The following is a 15,234-nucleotide window of genomic DNA, read 5'->3' as shown; positions in this document are numbered from 1 at the left end:
AAATAAAAGAGATATCCATGAACATTCCCGAGAATTTACTTTACACCAAAGACCACGAGTGGGTTAAAGTTGACGGAGATATAGCCACTGTTGGCGTCACTGATTTTGCTCAAAGCGAACTTGGTGATATCGTGTACGTCGAAATAGAAAAAGAAGGAGAAGAGGTAGCCATTTCTGAAGTATTTGGCACCGTTGAGGCTGTAAAAACTGTTTCTGACCTGTTTATGCCATTGAGTGGAGAAGTGACCGAAGTAAATGCGGCATTGGAAGCGCAGCCAGAGCTTGTAAACAGCGATCCGTATGGCGAGGGCTGGATGATCAAAGTAAAAGTGTCGAATATTTCGGAGAAAGAAGAGCTTTTGTCAGCGGCTGCTTATAAGGAGCTTATCGGGCAGTAAGGTGTTAAGACTTTTTCAAAGCCTTAAGTATATATGGGTGGCTTTGATCCTCTACCTGACCTTAAGCCAGGGCGGCGGCAGTGGGTGGTTTGAGTTTCTTAAATACCCAGGGGTTGATAAGATTGGCCATTTTGGTCTGTTCTTTGTTTGGGCCCTGCTTTATTTCCCGGAACTTGTTGTGCCGGAGACATTGTTGATAAATGAAAAGCCAGTAAGATTTTGGATTGTTGCAACTAATTCCTTAGTTTTAGGAATACTGATTGAGATTGCTCAAAGCTTCATCCCATACAGGAGTTCAGAATGGCTTGACTTGCTTGCGGATGTTTTGGGCTCGGCGACTGCTTTGTTGGCAGTAAATTTTGTGCGGCGAAAGAAATCTAATTTGAATTAAATTTCTTAATCGCTACATTTGAAATTACTACGAATAGATTAACTAACTACTAAATTGATTTTCAATGGAGGCCAAAAAGAGCGAGAAAGCAGATCTTGAGAGAAAGACCGGACTGTTTTTCAACATAGGCCTGGCTGTGAGTTTACTTCTTGTCATTACCGCTTTCGAGTGGAAGTTTTATGACGATGGTAACTTGGTTGACCTTGGTCAGGTGGATGATAACTTTGAAGACTTAATGGAGATACCTCCAACCGAGCAGCCACCACCACCACCACCGGTGATTCAGCAGCCTGAGATTATTGAGGTGCCTGACGAGGAGGAAATCGAAGAGGAAATTGAGGTAAACCTTGACGTTGAAATCACTGAAAACACAGTGATAGAAGACGTGGTGTTCGAAGAAGCACCTGAAGAAGAGGTTGCTGACGAAATATTCACGATTGTGGAAGACCAGCCAGAGCCTAACGGCGGTATGGCAGCATTCTACGCCTACGTTGGAAAGAACATGAAATACCCCAACCAGGCAAGAAGAATGGGTGTTGAGGGTAAAGTGTTTGTTCAGTTTGTTGTTGACAAAGATGGATCAATCACTGAAGTTCAGGCGATAAAAGGTATTGGAGCTGGTTGCGATGAAGAAGCCGTAAGGGTGATTCAGGAAGCGGCTAAGTGGAAACCTGGTAAGCAGCGTGGACGCCCCGTGAAAGTAAGAATGATTCTTCCTATTACCTTCAAGCTTGGATAATTGAGGACATAAGCTATAGAAGAAAAGCCCCAATATTGGGGCTTTTTTTATGACTAAAATCAGAGGACGGGGCTCTTATAGATCATATCTATTTAGCTGAAAATGGAGGACTTTGGTATTGAAGTTTGGCGGATGGCCAATCAATTTAATACCCAAAGCCATGAAAATTTCACAACCCATACCCGCAGAAAGCCGTGATTCAAGCAGCAACATTCGAGGCACGGTAGATACCCCCGAAAACTATTTCCTCAAGTCACCAAAGGCAGATGCCCTTGTCAGGAAGCAGAGGCAGGCAAATCTGATCGGTGAGCTATTGGACCACAAAAGGAGTAAAGCATTAAGAGACCACGATTTGAGCAATCTTTTCTTTGTGCTGGGGCTCGCTATTTCGCTATTGCTTGTTATAGTAGCATTTGAATGGAAATTCTACGACTCAGGCGATCAAATTGAGTTGACAGGTCTTACGGGAGATGAATTTGAGGATTTGATAGAAATTCCACCAACTGACCAACCTCCTCCACCTCCCCCGCTACAAAACCAGCCGGTAGTTATCACAGAGATCAGCGATGAAATTGAGCTTGAGGATATTGATCTCGACCTGGATGTGGAGATCACCCAGGATATGCGGATTAGTGACCCTCTGCCTACAGTGATGGACGAGCTGCCCGAAGAGGAGGCTGAAGAAATATTTGTCATTGTGGAAAACAAGCCTGAGCCAAAGGGTGGCATGCAGGCGTTTTATAAGTATTTGGGGGAAAATCTGGTTTATCCCCAAAATGCCAGGAAAATGAACATTTCAGGGAGAGTTTATCTCCAATTTATTGTGGAAAAGGACGGCTCGATCAGCAATATTGAGGTGGCTAAGGGGATTGGCGGCGGTTGCGATGAAGAGGCTGTTAGGGTATTGTCAGGAGCGCCATCATGGAATCCTGGAAAGCAGCGAGGCTTGCCGGTGAAGGTAAGGATGACTATACCCATCTTTTTTAGCCTTGGAGAGGAATAGTAAACCTAAAAGGAGCTAGAGAATGTTAAGGAGTTGTTCTTTGATTTTCTCCAGCTCTTCCTTCATTTCTATTACAAGCCGTTGCACGATGGCATCGTTGGCTTTGGAACCGATAGTATTTATCTCTCTGCCGATCTCCTGTGAAATGAAAGCCAGCTTTTTGCCGTTCGAATCGGGACTACCGAGTGCTTCAATAAAAAAGTTGAGGTGACTCTCCAGCCTGACTTTTTCCTCGGCTATATCGAGCTTTTCTATGTAGTAGATCAATTCCTGCTCGAAACGATTTTGATCCACCTTTTCCTTGCCCACCACATCAGTGAGGTTCTTTTCAATTCTTTCCTTGATCCCCTTGATTCGTTCAGGGTCTCTTTTAGCTACTTCGGCAAGGTTGTGACGGATGATGCCGATGTAGGATTCGAAGTTGCCATAAAGTACCTCACCCTCCTTGTCTCTGAATTTATCGCAAGCCTCAAGCGCCTTTCTCATCGTTTGAAGAACTTCTTCCAGTGAAATTCTCGCATCTTCTGTGTCTTCCTTTTGCTGCAGCACCTCGGGCATCTGCATAGTTTGTCTGAAAAGTGACTCATCAGAAACAGCCAGATTTGCTGAAATGCTCTTTAACTGCTGGAAGTATTGTTCGAAGAAAACGCTGTTGACCGTGTACCGAACCTCTTCCTTTTTATTCTCTTCGTACTCAAAGTTGATGTTGACTTTCCCTCTGATGAGGATTTCTGAAATCAAGGTCTTCACCTCCATCTCGTACTCCTGAATGGCCTTTGGAAGCTTCAGCGATAAATCCAGAAATTTAGAATTAAGGGTTTTTACTTCGATGGATAGCTTACACTCACTGTTTTCAAAGGAGGCACTTCCGTACCCGGTCATGGATTTTATCATCCCGAAATTTATGACAATTATCTAAAATGATAAGCTTTTAACTTCTTAAAAGTCGAATCCGAGTGTCAGGTAAAATCTCTTTTTCTGAACCTCGTAGTCTTCAATAGGGTAAGCCATGTCAAGTTTAATGTAGTATCCCAGCAGGTAGGTTCTCACACCAAATCCGTAGCTGGCCAGCCATGCCGATTTCGAATTGCGGATTACAGCCTGGAACGGAGATCCGGGAACCTTGTACGTAATGGTGTTTACGTTATTGTTTTCGTTAAAAGGAGAAGCGCCAGTCCAGGCCGAGCCAAGGTCGTAGAAAGAAGTAAATTGGAGGTTTCTGAGAAAGTTAGATGAAATCGGTCCCCGGTGAAAAAAACGGACGACGGGGAATCTAAGCTCTGCGTTGAACAGCAATACATTGTTCCCATTTAGCTTGTTGTAATTAAAACCTCTCAAGTTAGTGACGTAGCGCAAAAAGAGAATATCGCTATTGTCTACTCCGTACATGGGTAGTATAGGGTCACGCTGACCGGTGGTATCGGTTCTGTTGAACAGCCAGTTGTCCATACCGCCCAAAACGTATGTTTTGGCATCGTTGCCAAAAAATCTTCCATACATGAAACGGGTAGCAAAGATCAGCTCCCGGTAAATCTTCTGGTAGTGCCTTACATCTACCTCAATGTTGTTGAAACTTTGCGCCGTAGAGCCCAGGTTTTGCGAGAGGTTAAATGCAACTTTTGCTCTTGTCCCCTCAATGATATTTGTGCCATGCGAAATCGTGTTATCAAACACTATTTCCGACTTGAAGCCGGCATAGGATGTGCTTATGTCGGTGGGGAAGCTAGGTGGAGAGGTGCTGAGCGTCCGGTAGTCCAGCTCCAGAAATCTTGTGGTAGAAAAGAAGGGTTGAAACGCTATCCGTGTATATACACTCAGCGGCAGACTTGCACCAACCGTGTATGTGTTAAGTACATATTTTTGGTTGGCGGCTTCCAGCTGATTATTTCCATTGGATTCTCTGCGAATGACTTTTCTGTCATAGCGCATCTTAAAGTCGACTCTGTATTTCAGGAACTGGTACTCGCCAAAAATGTCGCCTTGCCTCAGGTTGGCAATGGCCAGTGCACCGCCATAGAAATGATGATCCTCGGTCATGTCATTCATGCGGGTTTCGAGCAGCATGCCAAACTTTCTCAATGGATCAATGACAAACGAAGTTGTCACGTTGTTGGCGCTGAAACGTGGCTCGTATGGAACTGGCCCCAGAATCTTACTTTTTCGTTCGACTCCCCTGAAGTTGGAAAGGAAGGAGCTCGACTCACTCCTTTGCTTAATCACATCGTTGTCGAATTGGTAATTTTCAGTATCTATGAGGTCTGACCTTCCGGCCAGGGCTGGGTCATTCAAAACGCTTTTTTTCTCAGCCTCTTTTTGGATTTGTTCTGCTTTTTCAGTCTTGACGCTATCCACTATTTGTTGCTGAGCTGCCCTTCGTTCGCCCAGTCGTTGCGTTAAAAAGCGAGCCTGCTGAACATCTTGCCGCAGTGTTTGCCTGGTAAAGGTTGGGGTTCGGTAGTCGAAGCCTTCAGCCTTATAAATTTTGTCTACACCATCATTCAGCATGATGGCCGTCAAAGTTTTGCTTGCTGGATCAACGTCGTACGACTTAATGCTTGTGTTGAAATTTGACACCTGGCTATAAATACTGTCCTCCCTGTTGTATCTGTAAAGGTTAACTATCCCTTTTTGATCACTTAGGTACAGGATGTTGTAAGTATCAAGCGGCTTGGGAAGGTAGTTGCTGCTAATGTTGTTTGTCAGCCTCACCACCACATTTTTGGTAGTGTCAAGGTCGTACAGGAACAGGTTGTAGTGGCTTGGAAGGTCTTTTAAAGTTTTAGATGCCGACTTCAGAGAATCTGTTGGTCGGTTGCTGCTGAACACAATGGCATCCGTGCCAGGCAGAAAGCTCGGCGTTATGTCGTCCCACACGTCGTTGGTAAGGCGCCTTAGGGCGTTTCTGGTGAGCGACACCAGGTAGAGGTCGTTTTGTCCGTTAATGTCGCCGCTGATGACAGCCAGCTTGCCGTTGCTGTTGAAGGCAATATTGTGAACCTGCGAGAACCTCTCCAGCGGTCTTCTGATCAATGACTTGCCGAGGATATCGTACTGCACGTACTCATAAAGGCCAAACTTGACATCCACAATTCCCAGCGTCACATTGTCCACCCAGTTGAGCATCGGCACTTTCAGGTCCACATCCTGATTGATCATTCTGTAGCCACCGGTCATTACTCTTGTGGATTTTCCAGTCTCCAAATTTTTGACAAAAACCCGATACTTGCCATTGTCATTAATCACATAAGACAGGTGCTTGCCGTCGGGGCTGATTGAAACGGTGGTAAAGTCTTTGTCTTTTTTGCGGTGAGTGATAAAACTGTCTTCCTCGGGCGACCGGTACTCACCCTCAATGGTGGTGTTAGCATTCAGGTAATAATTCTGCCAGTCGGAGAGAAAGGTTTTGAAAGGCACGCCTAATGTGCTGGCAATACTGTTTTCCTCATTCCGAATGATTCTGGTGAGGTTCAGGATGTTGGAGATATTGCTTCGGCCGTATTTTACTACTATGTAGTTCCAAATCGACTGCCCAATGAGGCCCGCCTGGTCGTAAGAGTACTTGTTCAGCTTTTTGAATCGTCCGTTTTTCTGCTGGAAGTCACGCATGAAGTCGTCCATTTCGATGGACCAGCCATTGGTCACATACATGGCGGCACCTTCGATAAACCACTCGGGCAAGCTGAGCAGATAGGTGTTTTGGAACATGTCGGTAAGGCTCCCGCCAAACATCATGTCTTTGATGAGCATGCGGGAAATTTGATGCAGCAGCTCTTCTTTAAAGCCCAGCATGGTGCCGGGGTAAGCGACCTCCACCTGTAGCTTGATGAAATTGGTTTTGCCGCCGACTGCAAAGGTCTCGTCATTGACGCCAATATTGCTTTGCTGAAGGTCGGCTACTGAGTTGTAAAGGAAAATTTTTGTTTTGGCATAAGGCGCATAGCCCAGAATGTCGGTAAGCTTGTCGAACTCAACTTCGAGAAACTCCGCAGCTGCTTTGGCGTAGTCTTCACCACCCTGGTAGAAATAAATATCAAAATTTTCGGCGCTGTAAAAAAACCACTCGAAATTTTTGTACTGAACCCTGTTTTTCCCGAATCCACCCGAAATATTCTGGGCTGAGAGATCAGAACAAAAAAGAATAAAGCCAATTAATAAGCCAATTTTCCAATAGCGCTCCAGTTGCCTGTTCATCATCCTACATTTCTCTCAAAATATAAAGAAAAATATCTTTCAATACTGACTTCCCTGCTCAATGGTTTTTGGCCGACAAGGTAGTCTGCCATTTCCCTGGCAAAAAAGGGACTTAAAGATACGCCTTTTGTTCCTAACCCATTGAAAATATGAATGTTTTCATGAGCAGGATGTTTCCCTAAAAAAGGACGCCTGTCTTTGGTAGAGGGCCTTATCCCTACCATGTGGTTGGTTAACTCAACATTCCCTTTGTATAAGTGGTTCAACTTTTCCAATATCTCCTTTTTTCCTTGTTCAGTTGGCAAATAATCCGGTTGCCGCCAATTGTAAGTCGACCCCACTCTCCAACGTTCATTACCTGCTGGTAGCATGAAACAACCCCGGTTAAAAATGGTGTTGCTGCCAAGGGAGGTGCTGACTTCGAGAATTTCCCCCTTTAGCTCATGTAGTGGCAACCATGAGAACAAATTTCCACGTTGCGCCCCAACTCCCTGCGCCAAAACCAAATTGCCCGCCTTCAGGTCTTTATAACTTATACCTGTGTTTGTGATAGAAAGGTTGTCTTCATGAAACATTTCTTCTGTGAAACACCCTTTAGCTTGCAGGTATTTTTTTGAAGCTTCCAAAAATATTGTGGTATCGATAAATCCAGCCTTCCTGAGATGAACCCCGCCGTATGGATCGTGAAACAGCTGAGAGTCGTGAGGTTGGCTGGTCACTTTGACAACGTAGGCTGAGAACTGTGGATCGGCTGACTTGGCCATCCAGTCATTTTGCTCATCGATGGAGGTAAAAGGCCGGTAGATGCCGATTGGGTGAACAAACTTTACGTCGAGCATGGACTCCAGGCTTTGATAGTAGGACTCAACAATGTCAAAAAGTGAATCTGCCTTCCAGGTTTTTACCAGCCTGTTGCCTGTTATGGGATTGTAAAGTCCCGCTGCAACTTTGGAAGCACATGGCTGCTTTGAGTCTGCCATCACCATTACTTTCTTACCTTTGCCCAGCAGTTCAAATGCCAGCGTAGTGCCCGCCAGCCCCTGGCCAATAATAAGAAAATCAACTTCCATCAATTTTGTATTTTGAGCCTCAAACCTACAAATTTGCCACCTAAAGCAAACCTCGCATGCTCAAAATAAAAGCCTTTGCCTTCAACCCGTTTCAGGAAAACACTTATGTGTTACACGACGAGACAAAGGAATGTGTAATCATCGATCCGGGCTGCTTCGACACATCCGAAAAACTCGAGCTGACCGATTTTATTGCTTCTAATGGACTAAGACCAGTTAAGCTACTCAATACCCATTGCCATATTGACCACGTGTTGGGTAATGCTTATTGTAAAAGAAATTTTGGCATTGAGCTGTATGCCCACAAAAAGGACGAGCCTGTGCTCAGGGCCGTAAAGGCATATGCCTCCAATTATGGGTTTGCTGGCTACGAGGAAAGTGAGATCGACCACTATATTGATGAAGGCGATGTTGTGGAATTTGGCTCGACTAGCCTGGATGTTCTTTTTGTGCCTGGCCATGCACCTGGCCATGTGGCATTTTACCACGCCGATACCAAGCAGCTCATGGGAGGGGATGTACTTTTTCGTCAGAGCATAGGAAGAACCGATCTTCCCGGAGGCGACCATAATACGCTCATCAAAAGCATTCATGAAAAGTTATTTACCTTGAGTGACGATGTGGAGGTTTTTCCCGGCCACGGCGAAACGACCACTATCGGATATGAGAAAGTTTATAACCCTTTTTGTGGCTTGAAAAGATGAAGATAAAAGCCCAGGTACCTAATATTCTCACCGCCGGCAACCTGGTTTGCGGCTGTATAGGCATTGTGATGGTGCTGTCAGGTAAAGTGGAAATGGCACCCGTTGCCGTGGTGCTGGCTGCGGTATTTGATTTTTTCGACGGCTTTGCTGCAAGAGCACTAAAAGTGTCGAGTGCCATTGGCAAGGAGCTGGATTCTCTGGCGGATATGGTAAGTTTTGGTGTATTGCCCGCCGTCACTGTTTACCAACTGCTTAAAACAAGTCAGACCAACGAGTTTCTCCCCTACATCGCATTCTTAATTGCCGTTTTTTCGGCCTTTAGGCTGGCTCAATTTAACATTGACACCCGGCAGTCGGACAAGTTCATTGGTGTGCCCACGCCGGCAAATGCGCTTTTTTTCACTTGCCTGGTTTGGACGGCTAGTGCCTTCCCAATCGTTGTTAATACATATGTGCTCGTTGGGCTGACACTGCTTTTTTCCTGGTTGCTGGTATCACCTTTTGAGATGATAGCACTCAAGTTCAAAAGCTTTGGCTGGGCTGGCAATCAACCGAAATACCTTGTCATTCTAATGGCCATGCTGGTGATTGTTATTGGTGGCTATACGCTACTTCCGCTGGCCATTTTGCTGTATGTTCTAACATCCATCCTGAGCCATTTATTTCAAACTAAGTCGCCTGCAGGCTAATTTCTTAGCTGAATGCTTTTATTTTTGGAGAATAATTTCGCTGAGCCAGCGTTTCTCCATGGCCTAAACGCCCAATGAAAAAACCGATCATCCTTATTGCCTCACTGATTACTATCCTTGCCTGCCATGTAGGCTTTGGGCAAAGTGTGCTCAGCGAGGGGCAGTGGCTAAAAATTGGTGTGACGGAGAAAGGGGTCTATAAGTTCGACCGTGACTTCCTTCAAAAGGCAGGTGTTGATGTGTCGGCGATTGACCCGAGGAAACTTGCGATGTACGGCAATGGAGGCGGGGGTATGTTGCCCCAAAGGAATGCTACTCCCCGACCTTTCGATTTGATCGAAAACGGTATTCAGGTGATAGGCGAGGGGGACGGGCGTTTCGATGCCTCTGACTACCTGCTGTTTTATGGCAACTCTCCCCACGAATATTCTTTTGAAACTGGATGTGCCTGTTTTCAATATGAAAGAAATCTATATTCAGACACCACCTACTACTTTCTCAGGATTGATGGCGCTGTAGGAAAACGAATGCTCACCCGGGAGTCGCTCGAATCTCCTGGAGTGAAAGTTGATGCCTACGACGACCTGTTTGCGCATGAGGTTGACATCAATAAACTTGGGAAGTCGGGCAGGCATTGGCAGGGTGAAATTTTTAGCTCATCGGGCAACGCCACCTTAACCTTTGAGGGAGGAAAGGGCGCTTACCTGCCAGGCACTGAGGTAACGATGATTTCCTCAGTTGTCACGCAAAGTTTTGGAGCCAGCTCTTTCGATATCAGGGTAAACGGAAATGCCATTTTCAATCAGGCTGTTGGCGCCAGGGGAGAAGGCGACTATGACCCATTGGGGGTTCAGAGGGTTGATACAATCCGGCTGCCTGTTTCTGCTATTGGTTTGGCGGAGAATACCTCAGTTGAATATACTTACAATCGTTTTTTTGGTAAGACGTCGCTGGGATACCTCGACTACTTCTTTTTGCAGGGGAAAAAGAAGCTCAATTACCGTCAGGGTGGGCTGGTATTCAGAAATAAAGACTCTCAGAGCACTGCTTCTTACAACCTTGGCAATGCTGCGGCGGTGGACAGAATTTGGGATGTGACCGATCCTACGCAGCCAATCAATCAGCAGTTCAGCAAGGAGAATGGCGTGGCCAGCTTTACAGTTGATCAAACTAAACCGCTTGAGTTCATAGCAGTTGATCCGGCCTCGCTGAAATCACCTGCCTCTGCCAAAAAACTATTGAATCAGGAGCTGAAAAACGGGCAGGTTCCGGATCTGGTAATTGTCGCACACAAGAACTTTTTGTCGGAGGCGAACCGGCTGGCCAACTTCCGGCGGTCGAATGATGGTTTGGATGTGAGGGTTGTTACTGTCCAGCAAGTCTACAATGAGTTTTCATCGGGTATGCAGGATATTTCAGCCATCAGGGACTATATGAAGTACTTGTATGATGCGGTGCCGGGAAAGCTGAAGTATCTATTGCTTTTTGGAGACGCTTCTTTTGATTACAAAGCAAGAACCGAAAATCACAACTTTGTGCCTGTGTACGAATCCAGGGAATCGCTGGATCAGATTCTGAGCTTTTCTTCTGACGACTACTTTGCATTTCTGGACGACCATGAGGGTGAATGGGTTGAGCAAACCAGCGGAGACCATATAGCCGATATAGGCGTGGGGAGGCTGCCAGTGTGGACGGCGAAGCAGGCTGCGGAGGTGGTTGATAAAATTATTGGCTACAGCACCGATCCCGCCGGGGTAGGCAGCTGGCGGAATGACCTCTACTTTGTGGCAGACGATGGCGACTTCAATATCCATCTTCGGGATGCAGACAGGTTGGCGGACTATGTGGACACTGCCTATGTTCAGTTCAACATAAAAAAGATTTACCTGGATGCCTTTAAGCAGGTATTGATAGAAAGCAAACCCCGCTCCCCGGAGACTTACGAGGCTATCAGACAGGCCGTGGACAACGGGGCTTTTATCATCAACTACAGTGGCCATGGCAATGCAACGGTGCTGACAGATGAGAGAATAGTTGTCTACGATTCGCTGGTCAAATGGAAGAACGGCTCAAGATTAGCTTTGTTCGTGACCGCCACCTGTGAGTTTGGCAGGTACGACGACCCAACAGTTGCCAGCGGGGCTGAGGAGTTGCTACTCAATCCGCAGGGAGGAGCGATTGCTTTGCTTACTACCACCCGGCCAGTGTATGCTCACACCAACTATGTGCTGAACCAGGCTTTTTACCTTTCCATATTCTCAAAAATAAATGGAGAGTATCCACGCCTGGGCGACGTTATCAGGGAGACCAAGAATAACAGTCTCCGGGGGCCGGTCAATCGCAACTTTGCGCTCTTGGGTGACCCGTCTATGAGGCTCAACTATCCGGCCTATAACCTAAAAATAACCGAACTGAACGGTGTGCCAATAGATGGCGTGCCCGATACTGTGTCGGCAATGAACAAAGTAGTGGTAAAAGGAATTGTGGAGGATGGATTTGATCAGAAGGTAACCGATTTTAATGGGAAGCTGACGGTCAATATGTACGACAAGCCGACCACGTTTGCCACCCTGGGCGACGAAAGCCAGCCGACGAATTATGAGCTATGGAACAATGTAGTGTACAGAGGAAAGGTGTCAGTCACGCAGGGGGAGTTTTCATACGAATTTGTTGTACCTAAAAATATTTCATACCAGCAGACAAGGGGAAAAATTACTATGTATGCCCAACCCGAAAGCGGCCTTTTGGATGCGAACGGTGCTACAATTGACTTTTACCTTGGAGGGTCGAAGCCCCCAGCTTTTGCCGACACTAAAAGTCCGGTAATACAGGCTTTTATCAATGACGATTCGTTTCGGTCCGGCGACAGGGTAAATGCTAATCCGTTGCTGATGGTAAAATTGGCAGATGAGAGCGGAATTAATATTTCAGGGAAGGCCATAGGGCAGAACATCACTTATCAAATAGACGAACAGGAGCCAGTTATCCTGAACGACTATTATGTTTCAAATCTGGATGATTTCACCAGTGGAACAGTCCTCTATCCTCTTGGAACACTAACCAAAGGAAAGCATCGCCTCAAGGTGAGAGCTTTTGATACTTTTTCCAATGTTGCTGAAAATATCATAGATTTTGTAGTTTCGGAGGACACTAAAGTGAGGATAAAGAACGTTCTGAGTTTTCCTAATCCGGCCACAGAATCCATTACCTTTAGGCTGGAACATGACCGGGGCGATCATTTGTTGAGCATAAGCATGGAGTTGGTGGATCAACGTGGTGCGGTAGTCGACAAAATGGAGTGGCAGGCCAACAATTCAGGGGGTTTTGTCGAAAGCCCGGAGTGGAACAGGAACTATAATGGCCGAAGAATCGAAAATGGTATTTATATTTACCGACTGATTGTGGTTGACGAGGAAGATTTAAATCAAAATATTGCTTTTGGCAAACTAATACTCACCAATTGATTTTTATACATTGAAGATACATACAATAAAAAAGCCTTCCCTGAATTCTTCCAGGCACGTGAATGCAGGTGTATTTGTTGCTTTTGGCTTAATGTTTTTGAGTTTTTATAGCTATGCACAGCCTGGTGCAGTCATTTCTGGGCAGGATACCAGCCGTCGTGTCATTTCTACGGCCGTACCCTTTCTTGGGTTTGCGCCTGATGCAAGAGGAGCTGCCATGGGTGATGTTGGGGTAGCCACTTCCGCAGACGCCAACTCAGTACACTGGAACAACGGTAAGCTTGCCTTCATTGAGCAGGACATGGGTTTTGCCATTTCTTACACTCCCTGGTTGGCCAAAATTGTGAACGATATGTCGCTGTCGTACCTGTCGGGTTATAAAAAAATAGACCGGGTGCAGACTGTGGCGGTAAGCATGCGGTATTTTGATCTTGGGGAGATACAGTTGACTGACAATACAGGCGCCCCTCTTAATACCTTCAATCCGAGAGAGTTTGCAGTAGATGCCACCTATTCAAGGAAGCTGAGTGAAGAGCTGGGGCTGGGTGTCACAGGCCGTTTTATTCACTCTAATCTATCAGGAAGCTTTTCTTCGTCACAAGATGCCAAAGCAGGTACCAGTGTGGCTGTGGATGTAGGTTCCTATTATACAAAGGATCTGGTGCTAAGCGGCCGTAACTCCAACATATCGGCAGGTGCTCACATCTCGAATATCGGACAGAAGCTGACCTACAGCAGTGTCGACAACGAAGATTTCATTCCTATCAATTTCCGTTTGGGTGCGGCCTTTAAAACCGATTTGGATGCCTTTAATACGATTACCATTGCTTTGGATTTCAACAAACTGATGGTTCCTTCTCCGCCGATTTATGAAACCGATGGCGATGGCAACTTCATTGCCGATCCCAATGACCCTAGTAAGTACAAGATCAAAAGTGGTAAAGACCCCTACCGCCCCCTGTTGAGCGGCATGTTTGGGTCGTTTAGCGACGCCCCTGATGGTTTCTCAGAGGAAGTAAATGAGATTATCTCTTCAATAGGAGTGGAATACTGGTACAAGGATGTGTTTGCCGCAAGGGCAGGTTACCACTACGAAACCCCGCAAAAAGGCGACAGGAAGTATTTCACAATGGGTATTGGCTTCCGCTATCAGGTGTTCGGAATCGACTTTGCCTATCTGGTGCCCCAGGTGCAAAATCACCCGTTGGCTGAAACTCTTAGGTTTAGCTTGCTGTTTAATTTCGACAAAGCAGCACCCACTTCCACCACTCCTGACTCCTGATTCTCCAAGTTTTTGATGTTAGACAGAACCGCAGCGCCCGAATTTCATATTCCTACCCGCACCGATTTAAAGCATGTTACAAGCAGTACGCTTCGTAACGGTATTCAGTTCCACGATCTGGTTCTGGGAGACCAGGAAGTTTGCAGAATAGAGCTAGTCCTCCAGTCGGGCAGCTGGTTGGAGGAAAAGGAGGGTGTTTCCTATTTCACAACCAAAATGCTGCTTGAGGGAACAGAGAAGCTCTCAGGTCGGCAAATTGCGGACAGGCTTGACTACTACGGAGCGTATTGGGAAGTAACCTCGGGAATGGACTTTGTGACCCTTACAGTTTATTCCCTAACCAAGTACCTCCAGGAGGTGGTTCCCTTCTTTTTGAGCGTCGTTGTTGATGCCTCGTTTCCGGAGAAGGAACTTGAGACCCTTAAAAAGGTGCGAATACAACAGATAAGGGTAAACAAGCAAAAAACATCTGCGCTTGCATCGTCAGGGTTAAGGCACCTTCTTTTCGGTCGGAACCATCCTTATGGTAAGGAGCTTTCGGAGGAAGAGGTTGGCAAAGTGACCTCCGCTGATTTGAAGGAATACCACAAGAACAGGTTGTTGAGCCGGGCAGAAGTGTTTGTGTCTGGCAAGCTTTCCGGTGAGGAGCTTTCGAAGCTAAAAGGTTTTTTTGGAGACTTCCCCTCAAGAGCTGTTTCGTTGCCAAACTATCCGGTGGTTACCGCCCCTGCGGTGAGGGAGATACTGCCGGTGGATGAGTCGGTGCAGGCTTCGCTTCGGCTGGGAAAAATGGCTCATGACAAACATCATCCTGACCACTACCATCTGATGCTTCTCAATGAGGTTTTTGGCGGATACTTTGGTTCACGGCTAATGAAAAACATCAGAGAGGACAAAGGATATACATACGGTATTTATTCTTCGCTTTCCTACCTCCAAAATGCTGCTTTTTGGGTGGTTGGAACCGACGTGAAACGAGAAGTGGCTATTGCTTCCATCGACGAAATTCTGAAGGAGATGAGGCTGCTCAGGACTGTGCCCATACCCTTTGAAGAACTTGAAACAGTGAAGAACTACATGATAGGTACCTTCTTGTCAAGTATCAGCACCTCGTTCAGCCTGATGGACAAATTCAGGTCCATTCATTTCGCCGGATTAGATTATGAGCACTACAACAGGCTGCTTACCTCCATTCGGACTGCCACTTCTGAAGACCTGTTGAGAGTAGCCAATGATTCTTTTAAGGAAGAAGATTGGCTTCAGGTGGTTGCTGGAGGTATATAGCCTTCAGATGCCATGCTGC

At 46.2% G+C, this 15,234-nt stretch carries 12 protein-coding genes; 9 read left to right on the top strand and 3 right to left on the bottom strand.

Translation table 11 applies throughout. The annotated features are described in order from the left end of the window. Positions 1–17: 17 nt before the first annotated feature. The 4 genes from gcvH to ACMVP2_RS07280 all read left to right on the top strand — a co-directional run bounded on the left by gcvH (position 18) and on the right by ACMVP2_RS07280 (position 2,531). Positions 18–398, top strand: a complete 381-nt coding sequence (gene gcvH / locus ACMVP2_RS07295; protein ID WP_339790253.1) for a glycine cleavage system protein GcvH — start codon at positions 18–20, stop codon at positions 396–398. Between the two features lies 1 nt (position 399). Next, positions 400–789 (top strand): VanZ family protein, encoded by a 390-nt coding sequence (locus tag ACMVP2_RS07290; protein WP_416867224.1) that lies wholly within the window; start codon positions 400–402, stop codon positions 787–789. A 64-nt stretch (positions 790–853) separates the two neighbouring features. Further along, positions 854–1,528: an energy transducer TonB gene (locus ACMVP2_RS07285; RefSeq protein ID WP_317488287.1), complete on the top strand. Its 675-nt coding sequence runs from the start codon at positions 854–856 to the stop codon at positions 1,526–1,528. A gap of 160 nt (positions 1,529–1,688) precedes the next feature. Then, positions 1,689–2,531: an energy transducer TonB gene (locus ACMVP2_RS07280; RefSeq protein WP_416867223.1), complete on the top strand. Its 843-nt coding sequence runs from the start codon at positions 1,689–1,691 to the stop codon at positions 2,529–2,531. Positions 2,532–2,546: 15 nt separating this feature from the next. Here the strand turns inward: ACMVP2_RS07280 and ACMVP2_RS07275 are convergent, their stop codons facing one another. Genes ACMVP2_RS07275 through ACMVP2_RS07265 form a run of 3 tightly spaced genes read right to left on the bottom strand, consistent with a single transcriptional unit; the run spans position 2,547 to position 7,792 of the window. Next, complete coding sequence (locus tag ACMVP2_RS07275; RefSeq protein ID WP_416867222.1) at positions 2,547–3,425, bottom strand: YicC/YloC family endoribonuclease; 879 nt, start codon at positions 3,423–3,425, stop codon at positions 2,547–2,549. Positions 3,426–3,470: 45 nt separating this feature from the next. After that, on the bottom strand, positions 3,471–6,725 hold the full coding sequence (locus ACMVP2_RS07270; RefSeq protein ID WP_339790241.1) for a translocation protein TolB: 3,255 nt from the start codon (positions 6,723–6,725) through the stop codon (positions 3,471–3,473). Next, positions 6,722–7,792 carry an NAD(P)/FAD-dependent oxidoreductase gene (locus ACMVP2_RS07265; protein ID WP_416867221.1) on the bottom strand — a complete coding sequence of 357 codons (1,071 nt, stop codon included), beginning with the start codon at positions 7,790–7,792 and terminating at the stop codon, positions 6,722–6,724. The genes ACMVP2_RS07270 and ACMVP2_RS07265 overlap by 4 nt, the downstream gene beginning before the upstream one ends. A gap of 56 nt (positions 7,793–7,848) precedes the next feature. Here ACMVP2_RS07265 and ACMVP2_RS07260 point away from each other — a divergent pair, with 56 nt between their 5' ends. The 5 genes from ACMVP2_RS07260 to ACMVP2_RS07240 all read left to right on the top strand — a co-directional run bounded on the left by ACMVP2_RS07260 (position 7,849) and on the right by ACMVP2_RS07240 (position 15,215). Continuing rightward, positions 7,849–8,496: an MBL fold metallo-hydrolase gene (locus tag ACMVP2_RS07260; RefSeq protein WP_416867220.1), complete on the top strand. Its 648-nt coding sequence runs from the start codon at positions 7,849–7,851 to the stop codon at positions 8,494–8,496. Beyond that, positions 8,493–9,185, top strand: coding sequence for a CDP-diacylglycerol--serine O-phosphatidyltransferase (pssA, locus tag ACMVP2_RS07255; protein WP_416867219.1), 693 nt, complete (start codon positions 8,493–8,495; stop codon positions 9,183–9,185). The genes ACMVP2_RS07260 and pssA overlap by 4 nt, the downstream gene beginning before the upstream one ends. Before the next feature lie 74 nt (positions 9,186–9,259). Further along, on the top strand, positions 9,260–12,649 hold the full coding sequence (gene porU / locus ACMVP2_RS07250) for a type IX secretion system sortase PorU (RefSeq protein ID WP_416867218.1): 3,390 nt from the start codon (positions 9,260–9,262) through the stop codon (positions 12,647–12,649). Positions 12,650–12,659: 10 nt separating this feature from the next. Further along, positions 12,660–13,931 (top strand): type IX secretion system outer membrane channel protein PorV, encoded by a 1,272-nt coding sequence (gene porV / locus ACMVP2_RS07245; protein ID WP_416867217.1) that lies wholly within the window; start codon positions 12,660–12,662, stop codon positions 13,929–13,931. Between the two features lie 15 nt (positions 13,932–13,946). Then, positions 13,947–15,215, top strand: a complete 1,269-nt coding sequence (locus ACMVP2_RS07240) for a M16 family metallopeptidase (protein WP_416867216.1) — start codon at positions 13,947–13,949, stop codon at positions 15,213–15,215. Positions 15,216–15,234: the final 19 nt, after the last annotated feature.

The organism is Imperialibacter sp. (assembly GCF_048007035.1).
Lineage (GTDB): Bacteria > Bacteroidota > Bacteroidia > Cytophagales > Cyclobacteriaceae > Imperialibacter.
The sequence above is the reverse complement of the archived record's forward strand: the minus strand, read 5'-3'. Positions and strand labels throughout refer to the sequence as shown.